Origin of the sequence: Agromyces seonyuensis (assembly GCF_009789225.1) — a bacterium.
In the GTDB taxonomy this organism is placed as follows: domain Bacteria; phylum Actinomycetota; class Actinomycetes; order Actinomycetales; family Microbacteriaceae; genus Agromyces; species Agromyces seonyuensis.
Genome location: NZ_WSTA01000030.1, coordinates 1 through 20,817, shown reverse-complemented (window position 1 = coordinate 20,817; position 20,817 = coordinate 1). Strand labels below are relative to the sequence as shown.

The following is a 20,817-nucleotide window of genomic DNA, read 5'->3' as shown; positions in this document are numbered from 1 at the left end:
TCTCGGAGTGGATCGGTCGTGGGATCGGTCGTGGGGCGCTCAGGCGATCGTGGCGAGCACGTGCCGGAGGCTCTGTCGGAGGTGGACGTGGGCGGCGTGCTCGGCGAGGACGGCGTCGCCGTTCGCGATGGCCTCGGCGATGAGGCGGTGCTCCGTCGCCGACTCGGCGAGTCGGTCGGGATGCTCGCGCGCGAGCCGCCGGGCGCGGGCGGAGTGCAGCCGCACCTGGCGGAGCGCCTGCACGAAGTACGCGTTGCCGACGGCGCGGTCGACGGCTTCGTCGAGGCGGCCGGCGAGCGCGTAGTAGTCGGCGATCGCCGCGTCGCCCGCCGCGAGCCGGGCGGGCGCCTCGCGGAAGCGCTCGGCGAGCACCTCGAACTCGGCGGGATCGCGGCGGGCGGCGGCGAGTGCGGCGGCCTTCGCCTCGAGCGCCTCGCGCAGTTCGTAGAGATCGCGGATGCCCGTGGCGGTGAGCGCGGCGACGACGACGCCGCGGCCGGCCGGCTCGGTCAGCCCGTCGCTCGCGAGCCGCGCGAAGGCTTCACGGGTGGGCGTTCGCGAGACGCCGAGGCGTTCGGCCTGCTCGCGCTCGTCGAGTTCGGCGCCGGGGGCGAGGACGCCGTCGAGGATCTCCTCGCGGAGCGTCAGGTAGGCCCGCTCGCTCGCCCGCATGCCGCACCTCCCCCGCGTCCGCGCCGCACGGACCCTCCGGCGACGTCGCCGGAGGCGTCGGGATGCCGAAACCGCCGGGTGCAGACGACTCTACCCCCGTTCCGGCGATTTCGGTATACCGAGCAGTGCGAAATGCTGAGGCTCAGGCCTCGGTGGAGTCGTCCGGTATACCGAGACCGCGCGGGAAGACGCTGTGCCGCAGCTGCGTCGACATGGCCGCGGCGATGTCGACGACGTTCACGTCCGCGATGTCGGCGGGCTTCCACTCGGGGACGAAGTCCTGGTGGAGGCTCTGCGTGTTCTGCGCGACGAGCGCCTGGATGCCGGTGAACAGGTCGGGCTGCGTCGTGAACCAGCGGGCGAGGCGGAGCTCGCGCTCGAGGGCCTCGCGCAGGGTCTCGCCGTCGCGGGCGGCCCGAACGGTGCGCAGCGTCGCGACGAGCGAGGTCGGCGAGAGGCGCAGCAGCATCTCCGCGGCCGCGCCCGCGGCCGCGGCCGCATCGGGGTCGGCCGAGTCGGCCGCCGTGAGACCGCCGACGGCCTGCCCGTTCGAGAAGGACCAGAGCCGCTCGAGGATCGCAGGCACGGTGTCGGCCGAGTAGCAGGCGTCGATCCAGTCGCGCGCGGCGAGGATCGGCGAGGGGCCGGGGTCGGCGGCGAGGCGCCGCGCCTTCTCGTCGGGGGTCGCCGCGTCCGAGGCATCCGTCAATGCGGCGACGAGTTCGGGGATGCGCTCGGTGGGCACCATGACGTCGGCGAAGCCGAGGGCGATCGCGTCGCCCGGGGTGAGGTCGGCGGAGTTGAGGGCGAGGTACGTGCCGATCTCGCCGGGGGTGCGGGCGAGCCGCCAGGTGGCGCCGCCGTCGGGCACGAAGCCGTAGCCGGTCTCGGGCTGGCCGAGCTTGATCCGGTCGGTCACGACCCGGGTGGAGACGTGCCCGCCGAGCGAGATGCCGCCGCCCATGGTGAGCCCGTGCATGATCGACACGATCGGCTTCGGGTACTCGGCGAGCTTCGCGATGAGCCGGTACTCGTCGCGGAAGAACACCGCGCCCACCGTCATCCCCTCGGCGGCGCGCTCGGTGATCTGCCGGAAGTCGCCGCCCGCGCAGAACCCGTAGTCGCCGGCGCCCTCGAGCAGGACGGCCGTGACCTCGGCGTCCTCGGCCCAGGCGTCGAGCTGCTCGGTCAACGCGTGCATCATGTCGAGGTCGATCGCGTTGATCCACTGGGGACGGTTCAGGCTCAATCGGCCGATTCCGCCGTCGACGGCGGCGGTGATGGGGGAGGTCACCGGATTACGGTATCCGTCTTCACGCCGCGGTGAAGACCCCGTCCGGCAGCGGGGTCGACAGCGCGGCCGCGAGGCTCGCCGCGTCGACCTCGGCGAGATCGGCAGGATGCCAGATGGGGGCGAAATCCTTGTCGATCACCTGCGCGCGGATGCCCTCGATGAGATCCGGCTCACGCACCAGACGCCGGGCCAGCCGGAAGTCGCGCTCGAGCGTCGCGTGCAGTCCGTCGTCGTCGCGGGCCGCCCGGAGCGCGGCGAGGGTCGCGACGAGTCCCGTCGGCGAGAGCCGCTCGAGCTCGGCGGCGGCCACGGCCGCGTTCGACGCCGCGTCGGCATCGGCCGAGTCCGTCGCCCGGAGCCCCTCGATCGGTTCGCCGGCGGCGAAGGCGCGCAACCGCGCGAGGATCCCGGAGACCGAGTCGGCCGAATAGCAGGCGTCGATCCAGTCCCGCTGCGCGAGCAGCGCCGACGGCTCGGGCGTCTCGTCGAAGAGCAGCACGATCTCCCACGGCGTGCCCGGGTCGGCCCGCTCCGCGAGCGCCTGGGCCACGGCCTCGAGCCGATCGCTCGGTACGTACGCGTCGGCGAACCCGCATGCGATGGCGTCCGAGGCATCCATGGACCGCGAGTTGAGGGCGAGGAACGTGCCGAGCTCGCCGGGCGCTCGGGCGAGCAGGCGCGACGCCCCGACGTCGGGGAAGAGCCCGATCTTCGTCTCGGGCATGGCGAGCTTCGAACGCTCCGTGACGAGGCGGATGCGGGCGTGGCCGCCGAGCCCGATGCCGCCGCCCATGGCGATGCCGTCGAGCACCGCCACGACCGGTTTCGGGTAACCGGCGATGGCGGCGTCGAGCCGGTACTCCTCACGGAAGAAGACGGAGGCCGCCTCGACGCCGTCCGCGGCGAGCGCGCTGATCTCCCGCAGGTCGCCGCCCGCGCAGAAGCCGCGCTCCCCCGCGCCGTCGAGCAGCACGACGGACACTTCGGAGTCGTCCGCCCAGGCGTCGAGCGACGCCTGCAGCAGCCGCACCATCTCGACGTTCAGCGCGTTGATGGCGCGCGGGCGGTTCAGGGTGAGACGGCCGACGCCGTCGGCGACGGTCGCGAGAACAGGGGCTTCCACCCGCTCGACGCTACCTCGCTCCCAGGCGGCGGTGCCTACGCTGGCCGGGTGAGCACCGCATCCACGACCGCCGCCCGCCCGTCGACCCGCGCGATCGTCGGCGCCGCGGCGTTCGACCTCGTGCTCGTCGCGGTGTTCGTCGTCATCGGCCGGGCTTCGCACGACGAGGACCCGATCATCGGGATGCTCGTGACGCTCTGGCCCTTCGCGGTCGGTCTCGCGATCGGCTGGGTCGCGACGCGCGCCTGGCGTCGGCCGGCGGCCCTCGTGCGCACCGGACTGCCGGTGTGGGTCGCGACCGTCGCGATCGGCATGCTGCTGCGCGCGGCATCCGGTCAGGGCACGGCCGTCGCGTTCGTCGTGGTCGCGACGGTCGCGCTCGCGCTGTTCCTCCTCGGCTGGCGCGGCATCGCCGCGCTCGTCGCACGGCGGTCGGTGCGCCGCGCCCCCTGACGGTCGAGCCGCGGCCGTTCGGGTTGGGCGGTCGGCGCGGGGGCGGATAGCCTCTCCCGGTGCTCCCCGCCGCGAACTTCTGGGGCTTCGTCGCCGCAGCCCTGGTGCTCATCGTCATCCCGGGCCCGAGCGTGCTGTTCTCCGTCGGACGCGCCCTCGCGCTCGGCCGCGTCGGCGGCGTGGTGAGCGTCGTGGGGAACACCCTCGGCCTCATCCCGATCATCGTGCTCGTGGCGCTCGGCGTCGGCTCCCTCATCGTCGCCTCGGAGCCCGTGTTCTTCGGGCTGCGGATCGTCGGCGCCGCGTACCTCGTCTACCTCGGCGTGCAGTCGATCCGCGAGCGCCGCGCGGCCGCGGCCGCGCTCACCGCCGACGTCGCCCGCACCTCGCACTGGCGGCAGCTCGGCCAGGGGTTCGTCGTCGGTGTCACGAACCCGAAGACGATCGCGTTCTTCCTCGCGGTGCTCCCCCAGTTCGTCGCCCCCGGGGCCGGGTCGCCGACCTGGCAGCTCGTGCAGCTCGGGCTGATCTTCGCCGTGCTCGCCCTCGCGAGCGACTCGGTGTGGGCGATCGCGGCCGGCTCGGCCCGCCGTTGGTTCGCGCGGACGCCGCGTCGCATCGAGCACCTCACGGCGATCGGCGGCGCTTGCATCGTCGTGCTCGGCCTCGTGCTCGGCGTCTCGGCGTTCGTCGAGTGAGCCCGGCCGCGCGCTCCACCGGAGTCGCCGCCGGAGTCCTCCCCCGGCGCCTGGCCGCAGGCGGCACGCTGAACGATCCGCAGGCTGAGATCGCAGGGTTCGCAGTCGTTCGAGAGGCCGCAGCGGGTAGCGTCGATTGCGGCCCGCCGGTGCCGCATCCGGCGCGCGCTCGCGGTTCCGCGACGCGCAGCACGGCGCCGGCCGGGCGCCGACCCGAGCCAGGAGCAGCATGCCGTTCACCCTCGAGCGCACCCCGCGCGACCTCGTCTTCCGCCGCGCCCGTCTGACCGCGCGCACCGCCATCACCGCCGACTACGTCCGTCTCCGTTTCGAGGGCGAGGAGCTGCGCGGCTTCGGCTCGGCCGGCGCCGACGACCACATCCGCATCTTCGTCGCGCCGATCGAGGAGGCTCCGGACGGCGCGGAGTTCCCGACGCCCGAGGCGTTCCGCGCCGGCGGCAGCCGCGAGTACACGCCGCTCGAGTGGGACGCCGAGGCCGGGGTCCTCGAGGTCGAGTTCCTGCTGCACGGCGACGACGGCGTCGCGGGCCCCTTCGCGGCGAACGCCGAGCTCGGCGCCCCCGTCGCCGTCGGCGGCCCGCGCGGCTCGATGGTCATGGCCGGCCATCCCGACGCCTGGTTCCTCGCGGGCGACGAGACCGCAGTCCCGGCGATCCGCCGTCACCTCGCCAACGCCGGGCCCGACGCGGTCGGACTGGTCGTCCTCGAATCGGATGACGCGGCGCACGACATCCCGATCGACCCGCCTGCGGGCGTCGAGGTCCGCCGGGCGCACCGGCCCGACGGCGGGCTCGTGGCCGCGCTCGACGCGCTCACCGAGGCGGACCGGCCCGCCGGCGACGTGTTCGCATTCGTCGCCGCCGAGCAGGCGATCGTGAAGCCGGGCCGCGCGCTCGTCTTCGACCGCTGGGGCATCGCGCCCGAGCACGCCGTCATCAAGGGCTATTGGAAGCGCGGCGAGCGCGAGTACCACGCCCCGCACTGACCCGCCGCGCGAGTGGACGGAACATCCCGGTGCAGCGAAGCTGCGACCGGGATTCTCCGTCTGTTCACCCGACTTCGGGGGTCGCCGTCCCGACGAGCACGCCGCGCGCGAGCGAGTGGAAGTGGCGATTGAAGCCGAGGATCGCGGGCGTCGCACCGGGCGGCAGCTCGAGGTGCGACACGTCGAGCGCGTCGACGACGATGAAGTAGCGGTGCGTGCCCGTGCCGGCGGGCGGCGCCGCCCCTTCGTAGCGCTCCTGGCGCGACTCGTTCGGCAGCGTGATCGCGCCGGGCGGCAGCGAGCCCGGCATCCCGTCGCCGACGCCCGCCGCGAGCGAGGTCACCGTCGGGGCGAGGTCGTAGACCGCCCAGTGCCAGTAGCCCGAGCCGGTCGGCGCATCCGGGTCGAAGACCGAGACCGCGAAGCTCTTCGTTCCCGCCGGGGCGCCCGACCACGACAGCTGCGGCGAGCGGTCGGCGCCGCCGTCCCGCGCCGACGGGTTCCAGAGCTCGGGCGGCAGCGCGCCGCCGTCGGCGACGTCGTCGCTCGTGAGCGTCAACGGCGCGAAGTCGCGCAACGTCGCGAGCTCGGAGTAGGGGTCGTAGGCGAACATGCATCCTCCTCGCTGGGCGTACCCGCCCCACCCTACGTACCGTCGGGCCCTGGATCGACCCTCAGTCCGAGGGCAGGATCGCTCCGGGTCGCGACCATGCCCGTGCCGGCCGGCTCGAGAGCGCGAGCAGCACGAGGATGTCGAGCGAGAGGGTCAGGAACGTCGCCGGCAGAGTGATGTCCTGACCGCCGGTGACCCACTCGACGGCCGAAGCGGCGACCGAGAGGCTCGCGATGATCATCGTGAAGATGCGGGCCCAGTCGATGCCGGCCCAGACGAGCCAGGCGAACACGAGCAGGGTCGCGAGGACGACGCCGCCCGAGACGAGCACCAGCGTGAGGAAGAAGTCGGAGACCATCCGGTACTCCTCCTCGGAGAGGTCGGGCCCCGGGGAGACTCCGGCGTCGTCGCTGAGGAGGGTCGTCCAGTTCGCCGCGAGCGACCAGAGCCAGAGCGCCCCCGCCACCGCCCGCAGCACCATGAGGACGACGCCGATGCTCACCTGCGTCGGCCGCCGCGCGGGCCGCGTCGGCTGATCGTCGCGATTCGCGAGCCGCAGGGCCGGTTCGAAAGCCGTGCGTTTACGCGGTTCGCTCATGCCGCCGCTCCATCGGACGCGACGCCGGCGCTGGACTCGACCGGCGCCCCGACCGCGACCCCGTCGAGGTCGACGATCGGCAGGTCGCCGTCGGTGCGGATCGTGTCGCCGCCGCCGTTGCGCGCGTGATAGCCCGACGCGAATCCCTCGATGACCCGCACGGTCGTGCCCGGCACCGCATCGAGGGTGCGCACGATGTGATCGCGCTCGACGTCGGTGTCGGCGTCGATCTTGTGGGTGATCTGCAGGGTGAAGAGCGAGAAGCCGACGGCGCGGTCGAAGGTGCCTGCGGCGAGCCAGTCGACCCGCACGCCGCCGGGGAGCCGCCAGTCCGGCGGCGTCCGCCAGAACCGCACGTGGTGCCGCTTCGCGGGGTTGCCCGCGACCTCCTGCTGGTAGGCGAAGTCCTGCTTGCGCCCGAACAGATAGAGCGGCGAAACGGGCGCCTCGTCGTAGCTGCGCCGCGAGAGCGTCGACCCGATGATGCGCAGGCTCGAGGCCAGCGTCACGTCGTCGGCGGGGGTCCAGCCGGCCTCGGCGAGCGCGGCGCGCAGCTGCGCCTCGGTGCCGTCCATCGCGAGGTTGACCGGGTCGCCGAGCAGGCCGTCGCTCGTGCGGGTGCGCCCGATGAAGTAGTCCGGCACGTAGAGCGTCGTGAGGATGCGATGGAAGCGCGGGAGCACCAGGTACGCGAGCAGCACCCAGAACACGAGGAAGAAGAGCACGCCCCACCAGCCCTGGATGAACGACTCGGTGAGCACGAGCCAGGCGAGCCAGAGGGCCGCGAGGCCGGCGTAGACGAAGAAGAAGCCGTCGAGCACGGCGCGCACGGCGTACCGCTTCGGGCCCTTCGCCCGGCCGGTGCCCCCCGACTCCGCCATGTCCCGACCCTACCCGGCGAGATGCATCCGGCGCCGGACCGCGAAAACCCGGCGAGATCGGGCTTCCTGTGAGTACGCTGGCCGAGTGCGGCGGGGGCCGCTGATCCTCTGGAGGTTCGGATGCCGAAGGGCCTGCCGATCGAAGTCCGCGGCCTGACGAAGCGCTTCGGCGACGTCACCGCGGTCGAGCAACTGTCGTTCACCGTGCAGCCCGGTCGGGTGACCGGATTCCTCGGGCCGAACGGCGCCGGCAAGACCACGACGCTGCGCGTGCTCCTCGGGCTCGTCCGCCCGACGGCCGGCACGGCGACCATCGGCGGAGTGCCCTACGCGAAGCTCGAACGGCCGTTGGAGGCCGTCGGCGCCTCGCTCGACGCGACGTTCCACCCGGGCCGCACGGCCCGCGACCACCTCAAGGTCTACGCGACGGCCGCGGGCATCGCGAAGCCGCGCATCGGCGAGGTGCTCGAGCTCACGGGCATCCAGTCGGTCGCGGACCGCCGCGTCGGCGGGTACTCGCTCGGCATGCGGCAGCGGCTCGCCCTCGCGTTCACGCTGCTCGGCGACCCGGGCGTGCTCATCCTCGACGAGCCGATCAACGGGCTCGACCCCGAGGGGATCCGCTGGATCCGCGGCTTCCTGCAGCTGCTCGCCCGGGATGGGCGCACGGTGCTGGTGAGCTCGCACCTGCTCAGCGAGGTGCAGCAGTCCGTGGACGACGTCGTCATCATCTCGAAGGGCCGGCTCGTGCGCACGGGCACGCTCTCGAGCCTCGAACTCGACTCGGCGCCGCAGTCGATCGTCGACTCCCCCGATCGCGACGCCGCCGCGGCCGCGCTCACGGCCGCCGGGCTCCGGTTCGCCCCCGGTCGCAACGGCTTCATCGTCGACGAGCGCGACCCGGCGAAGGTCGGCGCGGCCCTCGCGGCGGCCGGCGTCGGGGTGTCGCTGCTGCACCGGCTGCGCTCGGGCCTCGAGGACTCGTTCCTGCAGCTCGTCGGCGAGTCGGACGGCTCGGCGAACGGCGGGACGCCGGCACCGGCATCCGAGGCGACCGTCGCCCACGACGGTCCCGCCGCCGAGACGTCCGCGGAAGCGCCGCCGGCGGTGGCGTCCGAACCGCCCGCCGAGTCGACCGAGGGGAAGGACGCCTGATGCGCACGATCGGCGCCGAGTTCCTGAAGGTCACGACCACCCGCATGTGGTGGGTGCTCGCGATCGTGCTCGTCCTCTACGTCGCGGCGCTCGCGGGCGGGCTCGGCGCGTTCTTCGGCTGGTACTCGACGAACCCCGACGGCGCCCCGGCGGGGCAGCCGATGCCCTCGACCGATGCGCTCGCGCCGCTCGTCTACGGCTTCGCAACGACGGTCGGCTACGTCTTCCCCGTGCTCCTCGGCGCCCTCGCGGTGACGGGCGAGTTCCGGCACCGCCTGCTCACGCCGACGTTCCTCGCCAACCCGCATCGGGCCGGCGTGCTGTGGGCGAAGTTCGGCGTGCTGTTCGTCTTCGGCGCCCTGTTCGGCGTCTTCGGCTACGTCGCGACGCTCGGCGCGGGCGGCGGGGCGCTCGCCGGCTTCGGCGTCGACCCCGTCTTCGACGACGTCGACACCTGGCTGCTCGTCGCACGGGGCATCCTCGCGATGGCGATCTGGGCGGCGATCGGCGTCGGCCTCGGCACCGTCGTGCCGAACCAGGTGGCGGCGATCGTCATCGTCATCGCGTTCACGCAGTTCCTCGAGCCGATCCTGCGCTTCGTGGCGGCGCTCAACGACATCACGGCGCAGATCGCGCAGTACCTGCCCGGCGCCGCGAGCGACGCCCTCGTCGGCGCGAGCTTCTACGCGGTCTCGGGCAGCGGCATGCCGACGCCCGTCTCGCTCGAGTGGTGGCAGGGCGGCCTCGTGCTCGCGGGCTACGCGGTGCTCTTCACCCTCATCGGCTACGCGACGAGCTGGCGCCGCGACGTCACCTGAGGCCGTCCGTGGCGTCGATCTCGGCGGCGGATGCCCGTGCCCTCCGGATGCGGGCGCAGGGGCTCGCCCGCCCGTCCGACGCGGATGCGACGGCCGTCGTCGGCCGAATGCTCGCCGTGCAGGCCCAGGAGTACGTGCCCGCGCAGTTCGGGCTCGCCCAGCGCATCGACCCGGCCGTCCGGCCGGCCCTGAGCGAGGTCTCGGCCGTGATCGACGACGGCCGGCTCCTCCGCACCCATCTGCTGCGGCCGACCTGGCACTTCGTCCTCCCCGAGGACGCCGACTGGCTCACGGAGCTCTCGATCGGACGCATCCGCGCGGCCATGCGGCAGAACCTGCGCGTGCTCGGCGTCGAGCCGACGGATCTCGCCCGCTCGCTCGATCTCGTCGCCGCGTGCGTCGCTCCGGGCGGCCCGCACCGCACCCGGGACGAGATCGGCGCCGCGATCGACGCCGACGGGCCGAACCCGTTCCGTGCGGGCATGGGCATGGTGACGCTGCTGCTGCTCGCCGAGCTCGAGCGCCTCGTGATCTCCGGCGCCTCGCTCGGCGCCCAGCGCACCTACGCCGCGTGGAACGACCGCGTGCCGCCGACGCCGGGTCTCGACCGGCCCGAAGCACTCGCCCGGGTCGCCGCGCGCTACCTGCCCGCGCGCGGACCGGCGAGCCGCCGCGACCTCGCCGCGTGGGCGAGCCTGACGCTGCGCGACGCCGATGCGGGCCTCGCGGCGGCGGTCGATGCGGGGCTCGCCGAGGCGGTCGACATCGACGGCGAGCCGCACTTCGTCGCCCCTGGGGCGCTGGATGCCCCTCCCGCCGCGATCCCGTCGCCCGTGCTCGTGCAGGCCTACGACGAGACGATCATGGGCTACGGCGCCCCGCGCGCCCTGCTCGCGCCGGAACGGCCGCACCGCTTCGCCGACTTCCCGCTGCACTGGCTGCTCGTCGACGGGCGGCTCGCCGGCAAGTGGTCGCTGACGCTCGCACCCCGCGAGGCGCAGGTGCGGCTCGTCGAAGTGCCGGTCGGCCGCCGCGGGTTGCCGACCCGCCTGCAGCCGGTGCTCGACGAGCTGTCGACGTTCCTCGAACGTCCGGTCGTCCTCGAGTTCGAGCCGGACGCGGCCGGCGCGGTGCGCCGCAACCGTCCGGGGGCCCGCTGACGGGCATCCTGAACCCATGCTCATCGCCGCCACCGTCTTCGTCGCCCTCGCCGCGCTGCTGCACTGCGTCATCTTCTACTGGGAGTCGATCGCGTGGACACGGCCGGCGACCTGGAAGCGGTTCGGGGTTCCCGACCAGGCGGCGGCCGACGCGACGAAGTCGATGGCGTACAACCAGGGCTTCTACAACCTGTTCCTCGCCATCGGCGCGGTGCTCGGCCTCGTCGTGTACTTCACCGGCTCGACGGGCATCGGCACGGCGCTCGTGCTCTTCTCGACGGGCTGCATGGTGCTCGCCGCCGCCGTGCTCACGACGACGGGCAAGGGCTACTGGCGCCCCGCGCTCGTGCAGGGCGTGTTCCCGCTCGTCGGGTTCGTGCTGTTCGCCCTCGTCTAGCGAGCCGCCGGGCGGTGCGCCTAGCTCTCGTCGGCGGCGGGCGTCGGCGCGACGCGCAACTTCTCGATGAGCTGCGCCGCGTGGTTGGTCGAGAGCACGAGCCGCGTGAACTCGCCCGCGGACAGGTCGAGCACGACCGCCTGACGCTTGCCCTTGACGAGCACGAAATCGCTGCCGCCGTGGTTCTTCCAGACGCCGACGGCGATGACGAGGGGCACGTGCGACCCGCGGGTGCGGATGCCGCGGATCCAGATCCACGGGTCGTCGGTGATGGTCGCCGAGCGGATGTCCTCGCGCTGGACGACGAGATCACCGCCGCGCAGGGAGAGCGACTTCTCGGCAGCGCTGAGCTGGACCTCGAGCCGGTCGGCGTGCACGCGGAGATTCGCCATCCACCCAGTGTGCCCGAGACCGCGCACCCGCGCCGGAATGCCCGGCGACGAGTCCGATCCGGCCTCGGCGGCCGGCGGCGGATCGCTGCGCCCGACCCCGCTTCCGCGCAGCGCTCGAGCGCCTCAGGGCACGGTTCGTGCACTCCGTCACCCGAAACGGCCGGACACCCGTGCACAGTCCACAATCGGCGCGGCGACGCGCCGCTCCGGCGTGTTAGCGTTCCGGGAACGAGCCTCCAGCCCACCCGACCCGGAGGCCGAGCCGGCATCACATTGGAGTGATCGATGAACGAGACGCACGTCCCCGCGGCCGTCCCCGCCGACCCGACCGCCAACACGACCGACCTCCTGGAGCACCGCGTCGCCGCGACTCCCGACAAGGCGCTCTTCGCCGTGCCCGACGGAGCCGGCGGCTGGTCCGACATCTCCGCGCGCGAGTTCCGCGATCGCGTCGCGCGCGTCGCGAAGGGCCTCATCGCCGCGGGCCTCCAGCCCGGCGAGCGCATCGGCTTCATGGCGAAGACGAGCTACGAGTGGTCGCTCGTCGACTTCGCGATCTGGTACTCGGGCGCCGTCATGGTCCCGATCTACGAGACCTCCTCCCCCGCCCAGCTCGCCTGGAACCTCACCGACTCCGGCGCCGTCGGCATCATCACCGAGGATGCCGCGCACGCGGCGCGCTTCGACGAGGTGCGCGGGGAGCTCCCCGACGTCCGCATCTCCTACCGCCTCGACGAGGGCGCCCTCGGCAAGCTCGAGGCGGCGGGCTCCGACGTGACCGACGAGGAGCTCGAGTCCCGCCGCTCGGCGGCGGTCGGCACCGACACGGCGACCCTCATCTACACCTCCGGTTCGACGGGCCGCCCCAAGGGAACGGTGCTCACGCACGCGAACTTCGTCGAGCTCTCGCGCAACACCGAGGCCGCGATCCCCGAGGTCGTGAACTCCGACGGCACGACGGTGCTCTTCATCACGCTCGCCCACGTGTTCGCCCGCTTCATCTCGGTGCTCTGCGTGCAGGCCGGCATCAAGGTCGGTCACGAGCCCGACACCAAGAAGCTCGTGCAGGCGCTCGGCTCCTACCAGCCGACCTTCCTCCTCGCCGTGCCGCGCGTGTTCGAGAAGGTGTACAACGCCGCGGAGCAGAAAGCCATGGCCGGCGGCAAGGGCAAGATCTTCTCGGCCGCCGTGCACACGGGCGTCGAGTACTCGAAGGCGCTCGACACCGGCCACGTGCCGCTGGGGCTCAAGCTCAAGTTCGCGGTCCTCGACCGTCTCGTGCTCTCCAAGCTGCGCGCCCTGCTCGGCGGCCGCGCGACCCACGCGATCTCGGGTTCGGCGCCGCTCGGCGAGTTCCTCGGCCACTTCTACCGCAGCCTCGGCCTCCAGATCCTCGAGGGCTACGGCCTCACCGAGACGACCGCCCCCGCGACGGTCAACCGCCCCGGCAAGTTCAAGGTCGGCACGACCGGCCCCGCCATGCCGGGCACGGGCATCCGCATCGCCGAGGACGGCGAGATCCAGGTCATCGGCATCCCGGTCTTCAAGGAGTACTGGAAGAACCCCGAGGCGACCGCGGCGGCCTTCACCGAGGACGGCTGGTTCATGACCGGCGACCTCGGCTCGCTCGACGAGGACGGCTACCTGAAGATCACCGGCCGCAAGAAGGAGATCATCATCACGGCCGGCGGCAAGAACGTCGCCCCGGCTGCGCTGGAAGACCCGATCCGCGCCCACGTGCTCGTCAGCCAGGTCGTCGTCGTCGGCGACCAGAAGCCGTTCATCTCGGCCTTCCTGACGCTCGACGCCGAGATGCTCCCCCAGTGGCTCGCGACGAACGGCCTGCCGCCGATGAACGTCGCCGAGGCCGCGAAGGACCCGAAGGTGCGGGCCGCGCTGCAGGAGATCGTCGACCAGGCGAACTCGCACGTCTCGCGCGCCGAGTCGATCCGCAAGTTCACGGTGCTGCCCTACGACTTCACGATCGAGTCGGGGCACCTCACGCCGAAGCTCTCGATCAAGCGCCACGTGATCCTCGCCGACCTCGCCGACGAGATCGAGGCGATCTACTCGGCCGACGTCAACACGGGCGGTCTCTCGGTCGCCGGCTGAGCCCGGCAGCCCCCGGCACGGCCTTTCGGCGTTCCACCGCCGGTCGAGTAGCGCAGCGTATCGAGACCCCGCACGCCGACCGGGTCTCGATACGGCGCTGCGCGCCACTCGAACAGCACGGCCTTCGCGTTCCCCGCCGGTCGAGTAGCGCAGCGTATCGAGACCACGCACGACGACCAGGTCTCGATACGGCGCTGCGCGCCGACTCGACCAGCGACTCCGGACGGCGCTGCGCGCCTCCTCGACCGGCGGCAGTCACTCGGGGCGCACGGCCGCGGCCGCCGCCTTCGCAGCAGCCGGGGCCGCGTCGACGATGCGGCCGAGGGCGGCCTCGTCGTGGGCCGCCGTCACGAACCACGCCTCGAAGACGCTCGGCGGCAGGGAGACCCCCTGCTCGAGCATCGAGTGGAAGAAGGGCGCGTAGCGCCAGACATCCTGCGCCTTGGCCTGGGCGTAGTCGAAGACCGGCTGCTCCGCGAAGACGAAGCTGAAGAGCGTGCCGGCGTACTGCACGGCGTGGGCGACGCCCTCCGCGCTCAGCGCGTCCGAGACGGCGTTCGACACGATCTCGGCGTTGCGATCGAGGGCGGCGTACACCGCGTCGTCGGCCGCACGCAGCGTGGCGAGGCCCGCGGCGACGGCGAGCGGGTTCCCGGACAGTGTGCCCGCCTGGTACACGGGGCCGAGGGGCGCGAGGCGCTCCATGATGTCGCGGCGGCCGCCGACCGCGGCGACGGGGAGCCCGCCGCCGATGACCTTGCCGAACGTCAGCAGGTCGGGCGTGTACGCACCCGGGAACTCGGCCTCGACGCCCCACCAGCCGCGCGGGCCCGCCCGGAACCCGGTGAGCACCTCGTCGGAGATGACGAGCGCGCCGTGCGCGTGCGCGATCTCGACGAGCGACGCGTTGAAGCGCGGCAGCGGGGCGACGACGCCCATGTTCGCCGCCGCGGCTTCGACGATGACGGCCGCGATGCGCTCGCCGTGCTCGGCGAAGGCCGTGCGCACGGCATCCAGGTCGTTGTAGGGCAGCACGAGCGTGAGCGCCGCGATGTCGGCGGGCACGCCGGCCGAGCCCGGCAGGGCGAACGTCGCGAGGCCGGAGCCGGCTTCGGCGAGGAGGCCGTCGGAGTGACCGTGGTAGTGCCCGGCGAACTTCACGATGACGTCGCGGCCGGTGAAGCCGCGGGCGAGACGGATCGCCGTCATCGTCGCCTCGGTGCCCGTCGAGACGAGCCGGAGTCGCTCGACCGGCGCGATGCGCTCCTCGATGAGCTCCGCGAGCTCCGTCTCGGCCGGGGTCGTGGCGCCGAACGAGAGGCCGCGCGACGCGGCATCCTGCACCGCCTCGACGACCTCGGGATGCGCGTGGCCGAGGATCGCCGGCCCCCACGAGGCGACGAGGTCGACGTACTCGCGGCCCTCGACGTCGGTGACGTAGGGCCCGCGGGCCGAGACGAGGAAGCGGGGCGTGCCGCCGACCGAGCCGTACGCGCGCACTGGCGAGTTCACGCCGCCGGGGATGGCCGCGCGGGCGCGGTCGAAGAGTTCGTCGTTGGTGGCGCTCACGCCAGGTCGCCCTTCCGGAGTCGGTTCGCGAGCTCGAGAGCCCAGTAGGTGAGGATCGTGTCGGCGCCGGCGCGCTTGATCGCGACCACCGACTCGTGCACGGCGCGCTCGCGGTCGATCCAGCCGTGCATCGCGGCGGCCTCGATCATCGCGTACTCGCCGGAGACCTGGTACGCCCACACGGGCACCTCGGAGGCCGCGGCGACGTCGGCGAGCACGTCGAGGTAGGAACCGGCGGGCTTCACCATGACGGCGTCCGCGCCCTCGGCGATGTCGAGCAGCGCTTCGCGCAACCCCTCGCGCCGGTTGCCCGGATCGAGCTGGTACGTGCGGCGGTCGCCCTCGAGGGCCGACTCGACGGCGTCGCGGAACGGGCCGTAGTAGGCGGAGGCGTACTTCGCCGAGTAGGCCATGACCGCCGTGTCGACGAAGCCGGCCTCGTCGAGGGCGTCGCGCACCGCGGCGGTCTGGCCGTCCATCATGCCGGAGAGGCCGAGCACGTCGGCGCCGGAGGCGGCCTGCGCGAGCGCCATCTCGCGGTACACCTCGAGCGTCGCATCGTTGTCGACGCGGCCGAGCTCGTCGAGCACGCCGCAGTGGCCGTGGTCGGTGAACTCGTCGAGGCAGAGGTCGGTCTGCACGCTGATCGCGCCGCCCACCTCGTCGGCGACCGCACGGGCCGCGAGGTTCAGGATGCCCTCCGGGTCGGTGCCCGCGGAGCCGCGGGCGTCCCGCACGAGGGGCACGCCGAAGAGCATGACGCCGCCGACGCCGGCCTCGGCGGCCTCCGCCGCCGCGCGCCGCAGCGAGTCGAGGGAGTGCTGGACGACGCCGGGCATCGAACCGATCGGCTGCGGTTCGGCGGCGCCCTCGCGCACGAACATCGGCAGCACGAGGTCGGCCGGGTGCAGTCGCGTCTCGGCGACGAGGCGCCGCATGGCGGGGCTCGTGCGGAGTCGGCGCGGGCGGATGACGGGTCGAGGCGTGTCGCTCACGAGCATCCACCCTACGCGCGCGGGGCTGCGAGCAGGCAGGATGCCCGGCGACCCGGTGTTCCGGATTCTGCTCCGCTTCCCGAGCGACCTCAGGCGGACTGCGTGGCGACGCGCACGAGCGCGTCGATGAGGCTCTCGGCCGTACGCTCGTCGGCGATGACGTCGACGTCCAGGCCGTACGCGGCGGCATCCCGCTGCGTCTGCGGGCCGATCGCCACGACGAGCGTCGTGTCCGGCAGCGGGCCGAGCTGGGTCTGCACCTGCTCCGCGACCGAACCGCTCGTCACGAGCACGGCGCGCACCGTGCCCGAGGCCACGTCGTCCTTGACCCGCTGCGACACGGGCACGCCGATGGTGCGGTACGCCACGACGGCGTCGACCTCGTGCCCGATGCGGGCGAGGCCGAGCGAGAGCACCTGCTTCGCGATCGCCGAGCGCAGCGCGAGGACGCGCAGCCCCGTGGCGCCCTTCGTCGCGGCCTCCCACTCCTCGAGCAGGCCCGAGGCGGAGTTGTCCTCCGACGGCACGATGTCGACGTGGTAGCCGGCGGCGAGCAGCGCCGCGGCCGTCGTCTCGCCGACCGCCGCGATCTTCGTGCCCGCGGGCACCACGGCCCCGTACGAGGCGAGCACGTCGACCGTGGTGGCGCTCGTGACGGTCAGCCAGTCGTAGCCGCCGGCCGCGAGCTTCGCGAGCGCGTCGCGCAGGGCCGCCTGGTCGTCGGCGGGCGCGAAGTTGATCATCGGCGCGATGACGGGCGAGGCACCGCGGGCGCGCAGGCCGGCCGCGACCGAGTCACCCCAGGGGCCGCCGCGGGGCACGAGCACCCGCCAACCGGTCAGCGGCTTGCCGCCGCCGCCCTCGACGGGCAGCACGATGAAGCCGGTGGTCGGCGAGGGCTCCGTCACAGTGCCTCCTTCGCAGGGGCGAGTTCGGCGGCACCGTTGCCGAGCAGTTCGTCGACGACGCGAGCAGCGACGTCGTTCGCCGCATCGGCCAGGTCGGCCGCGCTGCGGCTTTCGGGAGACGCGGCATGCGAGCTGGTCAGCTTCCGCGTTCCATCGGCAGCGTACACGCTCGCCGTGAGGAAGAGGAGTTCATCCTCGATGATCGCCGTCACGCCGACCGGGGCGGCGCAACCGGCCTCGAGCCCGGCGAGCACGAGCCGCTCGGCGAGCGCGGTCGCCCGCGAACCGGCGTGCTCGACGCCCTCGAGTCCGCGGCGGAGCTCGCGGGAGAGCGGCTCGTCGCGCACCTCGAGCGCGAGCGCGCCCTGGCCGGCGGCGGTGGGCCAGTCGGCGACGTCGAGGAACTCGGCCACGGCGTCGGAGCGGCCCAGTCGGCCGAGCCCGGCGGCCGCGAGCACCACGGCATCCAGATCGGACTCGACGCCCTCGACCTCGCCGACGCCCGCGCGCGCGAGCCGCGTGTCGACGTTGCCGCGCAGGTCGACGATCTCGAGGTCGGGACGCACCTCGAGCAGCTGCGCGATGCGGCGCGGGGAGCCCGTGCCGACGCGCGCGCCCTCGGGCAGGGTCTCGAGCGTGTAGCCCGCGCCGGAGCAGAGCGCGTCGCGGCGGTCGACGCGCTTCGGCACGGCGCCGAGACGCAGCCCGGGGGCGTCCGCCGTGGGAAGGTCCTTGAGCGAGTGGACGACGAGGTCGACCTCGCCGGCGCGGAGCGCGTCGCGCAGCGCCGTCGCGAAGACGCCGGTGCCGCCGAGCGAGGCGAGCGACGCGCGGTCGGTGTCGCCCTGGGTCGTGATCGTGACGATCTCGATCTCCGCGCCCGCGGCCTTGCCGACGCGGGCGGCGATCGCCTGCGTCTGCGCGAGCGCCAGGGCGCTCCCGCGGGTCCCGACCCGGATCACCGGCGCGGCGGCCATCAGCGGCTCGCCTCCACGGACGCGTCGGCGGCGCCGATGCGGTCGTGGTCCGGCCACGGGCCGAGCGCGGTCAGGTGCGGGCGCTCGGCGACGGGCACGTCCTCGACGCGCTCGAGCACGAGGTCGACGAGACCGGCGACGAAAGCGGGGTGGATGCCCGGCGTCGGCGCGCGGCGCACGGCGAGGCCGTGCTCGCCGGCGGTCTCCACGGCCTCCTCGTCGAGGTCCCACATGACCTCCATGTGGTCGCTCACGAAGCCGAAGGGGACGATGACGAGGCCCTTCGCGGTGCCCGCTGCACCGAGCTCGGCGATGGCGTCGTTGATGTCGGGCTCGAGCCACGGGGTGCGCGGGTCGCCGGAGCGCGACTGGTAGACGAGCGACCACGGCGACGTCGGGGCGGCCTCGGCCGCGATGACCTCGGCGCCCGCGAGGTGCTGCGCGACGTACGCGCCGCCCTCGCCGAACTGCGGCCCGGAGGCCTCGGCCATGGTGTTCGGCACGGAGTGCGTCGCGAACATGAGGTGCACGTCCTCGGCGGCGATGCCCTCGGCGGCGAGCTCGGCGACGGCCGTGCGGACGCCCTCGACGAGCGGCGCGATGAAGCCCGGGTGGTCGAAGAACTCGCGGATGCGGTCGATGGCGACGACGTCGGTCAGGCCGGTCTCGTCGAGGGCGCGCACGAGGTCGTCGCGGTACGCCTCGACACCCGACCAGGAGGTGTACGCGCTGGTCACGAGCGCGAGCAGGCGGTCGTGGCCGGCGTCGTGCGCGGCCGTGATCGCCTCTCCGAAGTAGGGGTCCCAGAAGCGGTTGCCCCAGTACACGGGCAGGTCGATGCCACGCGCGGCCAGCTCGGCCTCGAGCGCGGCCTTGAGCTCGCGGTTCTGCTCGTTGATGGGGCTCACGCCGCCGAAGTGGCGGTAGTGGTGGGCGACCTCCTCGAGACGCTCGTCGGGGATGCCCCGACCGCGCGTCACGTTGCGGAGGAACGGGATCACGTCGTCCTGGCCTTCGGGGCCGCCGAAGCCGGCCAGCAGGATCGCGTCGTACCGGGTCATCGGATCACCTCGACGAGTTCGGCGGCCGTGATGCGTCGGCCGGTGTAGAAGGGGACTTCTTCGCGCACGTGGAGGCGGGCCTCGGTGTCGCGGAGCTCGCGCATCATGTCGACGAGGTCGGTGAGCTCGTCGGACTCCATGGGGAGCAGCCACTCGTAGTCGCCGAGGGCGAAGGCCGCGACCGTGTTGGCCACGACGCCGCGGAACGCGGCGCCCTTGCGGCCGTGGTCGGCGAGCATCCGCGACCGGTCGGCCGGGTCGAGCAGGTACCAGTCGTAGCTGCGGACGAACGGGTAGACCGTCATCCAGTCTTTGGCGGGGACGCCCCGCAGGAAGCCGGGCACGTGCGCCTTGTTGAACTCGGCGTCGCGGTGCACGCCCATCGCGTTCCAGGTCGGCAGCAGGTCGGCGAGGACGCCCGTGCGGCGCAGCTCCCGGAGCGCGGCCTGGATGCCGGCGGCGTCGCTGCCGTGCAGCCAGAGCATGACGTCGGCGTCGGCGCGGAGGCCCGAGACGTCGTACACGCCGCGCACGACCGTGCCGGCGGCCTCGACGGCGGCGATCGCGGCGTCGAACTCCGCGGCGGCCGCGGCGGCCTCGCCGGAGAAGCGGCGGAGCGGGTCCCGTCGGAACACGGCGAAGAGCGTGTATCCGTCGCCCCGCGGGGTTTCGGGCTCGACGGAACGGGCTGCCGATTCGGCGACGGGGGAGGTCATGGCTTCCATCCTCCCCCAGGGCGCCGACGCGGCCAAACCGCGAGGCCTCGGCCGCCGCGCTGATCTGGGATTCTCTGGGCGAACTCCCGGCTCTACGCGCCGACGGCGCCGCGCCGGCGCTTCGCCGCGGGCGTCGCGCCCTGCTCCGCCGCGCGCTCGAGGAAGAGCGCCGTCGAGACGGCGAGGTGGTCGCGCACCGCCGACTCCCCCACCGTGCGGATGGCCTCGATGAGGTCGACGTGGTCGTCGATGAGGCGCTGGAGGTCGTAGTCCGGTCGCACGTGCAGGAGGAACATCTGGAGCTCGGCCGACAGCGTGCGGTGCGCCGCGATGATGCGGGGGCTCTCGGATGCCTCGACGAGCGCGGCGTGGAACTCGGCATGGGTCCGCTCGACCTCGACCCAGTCGAGCTGCTCGCCCGCCTGTTCGCGTTCGCCGAGGGCGCGGAACCGGTCGAGCACCTCGTACGCCCCGGCCGCCGCCTCGTCGTCGAACGAGCCGCGACGCTCCGTCGCGATGCGCACGGCCTCGGTCTCGAGCGCGCCGCGGAGCTGCTGGAGCGCGACGACCTCCTCGGGGCCGAAGCTCGCGACGCGCACGCCCCGGTAGGGCTCCTCGATCGCGAGGCGTTCCCGCACGAGCCGCCCGATGCCGCTGCGCACCGAGTGCCTCGAGACCCCGAAGCGGGCCGCGAGCGACTCCTCGCGGAGCGGGGTGCCGGGCTCGAGCTCGCCCTCGAGGATCTCGTGCCGGAGGGTCTCGTGGATGCGGGCGACGACCGTCGCGGCGCCCGCGTCGGCCGGTTCCGGGGTCCGGGCCTTGCCGGAAGGGGTCATCCGCCGATCAGTCCTTCACGATGCCGCGGACGACGAGCCAGACGATGCCGCCCACCGCGACGGCCGCGGCGACGCCGATCGCGATCGCGGCGCCGGGGCTCTCACGCGCGAACTCCTCAGCGCGCAGCCGGGCGCGCTTGGGCACGTTGGCGCGATCCTCCAGCCGGTTGAGAGCCGACACGAGGTTGGCTCGGGCCTGCTCGACGTGGTCGGCGGCCTCGGCACGGGTCGCGTTGCGCTCGCGTCGCTGCCGCTCGGATTTCTTCTCGCGCTGGCCCGGGGCCGGGTTCGCACGCGACGGGCCGGATGCGGCCGCGGCCGCGGCGGCCGCCGTCGCCGCCGCAGTCGAGCCGGCTTTCGCGCCGTCGTCCGCCGCGGACCCG

The 20,817-nt window shown here is 73.4% G+C and carries 23 protein-coding genes; 8 read left to right on the top strand and 15 right to left on the bottom strand.

The features are described from left to right. Positions 1-39 precede the first annotated feature (39 nt). The 3 genes from GB864_RS08505 to GB864_RS08495 form a co-directional block, all read right to left on the bottom strand. A complete protein-coding gene (locus GB864_RS08505; RefSeq protein ID WP_160424044.1) occupies positions 40-672 on the bottom strand; it encodes a GntR family transcriptional regulator in 633 nt (210 codons plus the stop codon). Between the two features lie 142 nt (positions 673-814). Further along, on the bottom strand, positions 815-1,966 hold the full coding sequence (locus tag GB864_RS08500) for a 3-hydroxyisobutyryl-CoA hydrolase (RefSeq protein ID WP_160424042.1): 1,152 nt from the start codon (positions 1,964-1,966) through the stop codon (positions 815-817). Between the two features lie 19 nt (positions 1,967-1,985). Further along, a complete protein-coding gene (locus GB864_RS08495) occupies positions 1,986-3,089 on the bottom strand; it encodes a 3-hydroxyisobutyryl-CoA hydrolase (protein WP_160424040.1) in 1,104 nt (367 codons plus the stop codon). Between the two features lie 48 nt (positions 3,090-3,137). Between GB864_RS08495 and GB864_RS18465 the strand changes: the two genes are divergently transcribed. From GB864_RS18465 to GB864_RS08480, 3 genes are all read left to right on the top strand, one after another. Beyond that, the gene (locus GB864_RS18465; protein WP_419672781.1) at positions 3,138-3,542 is read left to right on the top strand and encodes a DUF3054 domain-containing protein; all 405 of its coding nucleotides are present in this window, start codon (positions 3,138-3,140) and stop codon (positions 3,540-3,542) included. Positions 3,543-3,601: 59 nt separating this feature from the next. Continuing rightward, positions 3,602-4,240 carry a LysE family transporter gene (locus tag GB864_RS08485; RefSeq protein ID WP_160424038.1) on the top strand — a complete coding sequence of 213 codons (639 nt, stop codon included), beginning with the start codon at positions 3,602-3,604 and terminating at the stop codon, positions 4,238-4,240. Positions 4,241-4,469: 229 nt separating this feature from the next. Then, positions 4,470-5,246, top strand: coding sequence for a siderophore-interacting protein (locus GB864_RS08480; protein ID WP_160424036.1), 777 nt, complete (start codon positions 4,470-4,472; stop codon positions 5,244-5,246). Positions 5,247-5,310: 64 nt separating this feature from the next. Here the strand turns inward: GB864_RS08480 and GB864_RS08475 are convergent, their stop codons facing one another. The 3 genes from GB864_RS08475 to GB864_RS08465 form a co-directional block, all read right to left on the bottom strand. Further along, positions 5,311-5,859 carry a YbhB/YbcL family Raf kinase inhibitor-like protein gene (locus GB864_RS08475; protein WP_160424034.1) on the bottom strand — a complete coding sequence of 183 codons (549 nt, stop codon included), beginning with the start codon at positions 5,857-5,859 and terminating at the stop codon, positions 5,311-5,313. Between the two features lie 61 nt (positions 5,860-5,920). After that, positions 5,921-6,457, bottom strand: coding sequence for a hypothetical protein (locus tag GB864_RS08470; protein WP_160424032.1), 537 nt, complete (start codon positions 6,455-6,457; stop codon positions 5,921-5,923). Then, positions 6,454-7,338, bottom strand: coding sequence for an LssY C-terminal domain-containing protein (locus GB864_RS08465; RefSeq protein WP_160424030.1), 885 nt, complete (start codon positions 7,336-7,338; stop codon positions 6,454-6,456). The genes GB864_RS08470 and GB864_RS08465 overlap by 4 nt, the downstream gene beginning before the upstream one ends. Positions 7,339-7,458: 120 nt before the next feature. On the opposite strand from GB864_RS08465, the gene GB864_RS08460 reads away from it, so the two are divergent. From GB864_RS08460 to GB864_RS08445, 4 genes are read left to right on the top strand one after another with little or no spacing between them, the layout of a single operon-like run. Then, positions 7,459-8,493, top strand: coding sequence for an ABC transporter ATP-binding protein (locus GB864_RS08460; RefSeq protein WP_160424028.1), 1,035 nt, complete (start codon positions 7,459-7,461; stop codon positions 8,491-8,493). Then, on the top strand, positions 8,493-9,311 hold the full coding sequence (locus tag GB864_RS08455) for an ABC transporter permease (protein WP_160424026.1): 819 nt from the start codon (positions 8,493-8,495) through the stop codon (positions 9,309-9,311). The genes GB864_RS08460 and GB864_RS08455 overlap by 1 nt, the downstream gene beginning before the upstream one ends. 8 nt (positions 9,312-9,319) lie before the next feature. Further along, positions 9,320-10,471 (top strand): DNA glycosylase AlkZ-like family protein, encoded by a 1,152-nt coding sequence (locus GB864_RS08450; protein WP_160424025.1) that lies wholly within the window; start codon positions 9,320-9,322, stop codon positions 10,469-10,471. Positions 10,472-10,487: 16 nt separating this feature from the next. Beyond that, entirely contained in the window at positions 10,488-10,868 is a 381-nt protein-coding gene (locus tag GB864_RS08445; protein WP_160424023.1) for a DUF1304 domain-containing protein, read from the top strand. Between the two features lie 20 nt (positions 10,869-10,888). Here the strand turns inward: GB864_RS08445 and GB864_RS08440 are convergent, their stop codons facing one another. Continuing rightward, positions 10,889-11,260, bottom strand: a complete 372-nt coding sequence (locus GB864_RS08440) for a hypothetical protein (protein ID WP_160424021.1) — start codon at positions 11,258-11,260, stop codon at positions 10,889-10,891. Positions 11,261-11,545: 285 nt separating this feature from the next. Here GB864_RS08440 and GB864_RS08435 point away from each other — a divergent pair, with 285 nt between their 5' ends. Continuing rightward, on the top strand, positions 11,546-13,372 hold the full coding sequence (locus GB864_RS08435; RefSeq protein ID WP_160424019.1) for an AMP-dependent synthetase/ligase: 1,827 nt from the start codon (positions 11,546-11,548) through the stop codon (positions 13,370-13,372). 255 nt (positions 13,373-13,627) lie between these two features. Here the strand turns inward: GB864_RS08435 and hemL are convergent, their stop codons facing one another. From hemL to GB864_RS18155, 8 genes are all read right to left on the bottom strand, one after another. Further along, entirely contained in the window at positions 13,628-14,941 is a 1,314-nt protein-coding gene (gene hemL / locus GB864_RS08430; protein ID WP_160424017.1) for a glutamate-1-semialdehyde 2,1-aminomutase, read from the bottom strand. Continuing rightward, the gene (hemB, locus tag GB864_RS08425) at positions 14,938-15,936 is read right to left on the bottom strand and encodes a porphobilinogen synthase (RefSeq protein WP_419672780.1); all 999 of its coding nucleotides are present in this window, start codon (positions 15,934-15,936) and stop codon (positions 14,938-14,940) included. The genes hemL and hemB overlap by 4 nt, the downstream gene beginning before the upstream one ends. 89 nt (positions 15,937-16,025) lie before the next feature. Further along, positions 16,026-16,844 carry a uroporphyrinogen-III synthase gene (locus GB864_RS08420; RefSeq protein WP_336603930.1) on the bottom strand — a complete coding sequence of 273 codons (819 nt, stop codon included), beginning with the start codon at positions 16,842-16,844 and terminating at the stop codon, positions 16,026-16,028. Further along, the gene (gene hemC, locus GB864_RS08415; protein ID WP_160424013.1) at positions 16,841-17,821 is read right to left on the bottom strand and encodes a hydroxymethylbilane synthase; all 981 of its coding nucleotides are present in this window, start codon (positions 17,819-17,821) and stop codon (positions 16,841-16,843) included. The genes GB864_RS08420 and hemC overlap by 4 nt, the downstream gene beginning before the upstream one ends. Beyond that, entirely contained in the window at positions 17,821-18,882 is a 1,062-nt protein-coding gene (locus tag GB864_RS08410; protein ID WP_160424011.1) for a ferrochelatase, read from the bottom strand. Before GB864_RS08410 ends, hemC begins: the two co-directional genes overlap by 1 nt. After that, positions 18,879-19,598: a hydrogen peroxide-dependent heme synthase gene (hemQ, locus tag GB864_RS08405; protein WP_160424009.1), complete on the bottom strand. Its 720-nt coding sequence runs from the start codon at positions 19,596-19,598 to the stop codon at positions 18,879-18,881. Before hemQ ends, GB864_RS08410 begins: the two co-directional genes overlap by 4 nt. Positions 19,599-19,690: 92 nt before the next feature. Then, positions 19,691-20,434 carry a GntR family transcriptional regulator gene (locus GB864_RS08400; protein WP_160424007.1) on the bottom strand — a complete coding sequence of 248 codons (744 nt, stop codon included), beginning with the start codon at positions 20,432-20,434 and terminating at the stop codon, positions 19,691-19,693. A gap of 7 nt (positions 20,435-20,441) precedes the next feature. Beyond that, the coding region (locus GB864_RS18155) for a hypothetical protein (RefSeq protein ID WP_202107083.1) at positions 20,442-20,817 on the bottom strand (376 nt) is incomplete at its 5' end.

Bases quoted from the DNA above. Each gene is read 5' to 3' on its own strand.
- GB864_RS08505 (WP_160424044.1), bottom strand. From the start codon at position 672: ATGCGGGCGAGCGAGCGGGCCTACCTGACGCTCCGCGAGGAGATCCTC.
- GB864_RS08480 (WP_160424036.1), top strand. From the start codon at position 4,470: ATGCCGTTCACCCTCGAGCGCACCCCGCGCGACCTCGTCTTCCGCCGC.
- GB864_RS08475 (WP_160424034.1), bottom strand. From the start codon at position 5,859: ATGTTCGCCTACGACCCCTACTCCGAGCTCGCGACGTTGCGCGACTTC.
- GB864_RS08470 (WP_160424032.1), bottom strand. From the start codon at position 6,457: ATGAGCGAACCGCGTAAACGCACGGCTTTCGAACCGGCCCTGCGGCTC.
- GB864_RS08465 (WP_160424030.1), bottom strand. From the start codon at position 7,338: ATGGCGGAGTCGGGGGGCACCGGCCGGGCGAAGGGCCCGAAGCGGTAC.
- GB864_RS08460 (WP_160424028.1), top strand. From the start codon at position 7,459: ATGCCGAAGGGCCTGCCGATCGAAGTCCGCGGCCTGACGAAGCGCTTC.
- GB864_RS08455 (WP_160424026.1), top strand. From the start codon at position 8,493: ATGCGCACGATCGGCGCCGAGTTCCTGAAGGTCACGACCACCCGCATG.
- GB864_RS08445 (WP_160424023.1), top strand. From the start codon at position 10,488: ATGCTCATCGCCGCCACCGTCTTCGTCGCCCTCGCCGCGCTGCTGCAC.
- GB864_RS08440 (WP_160424021.1), bottom strand. From the start codon at position 11,260: ATGGCGAATCTCCGCGTGCACGCCGACCGGCTCGAGGTCCAGCTCAGC.
- GB864_RS08435 (WP_160424019.1), top strand. From the start codon at position 11,546: ATGAACGAGACGCACGTCCCCGCGGCCGTCCCCGCCGACCCGACCGCC.
- hemC (WP_160424013.1), bottom strand. From the start codon at position 17,821: ATGGCCGCCGCGCCGGTGATCCGGGTCGGGACCCGCGGGAGCGCCCTG.
- GB864_RS08410 (WP_160424011.1), bottom strand. From the start codon at position 18,882: ATGACCCGGTACGACGCGATCCTGCTGGCCGGCTTCGGCGGCCCCGAA.
- hemQ (WP_160424009.1), bottom strand. From the start codon at position 19,598: ATGACCTCCCCCGTCGCCGAATCGGCAGCCCGTTCCGTCGAGCCCGAA.
- GB864_RS08400 (WP_160424007.1), bottom strand. From the start codon at position 20,434: ATGACCCCTTCCGGCAAGGCCCGGACCCCGGAACCGGCCGACGCGGGC.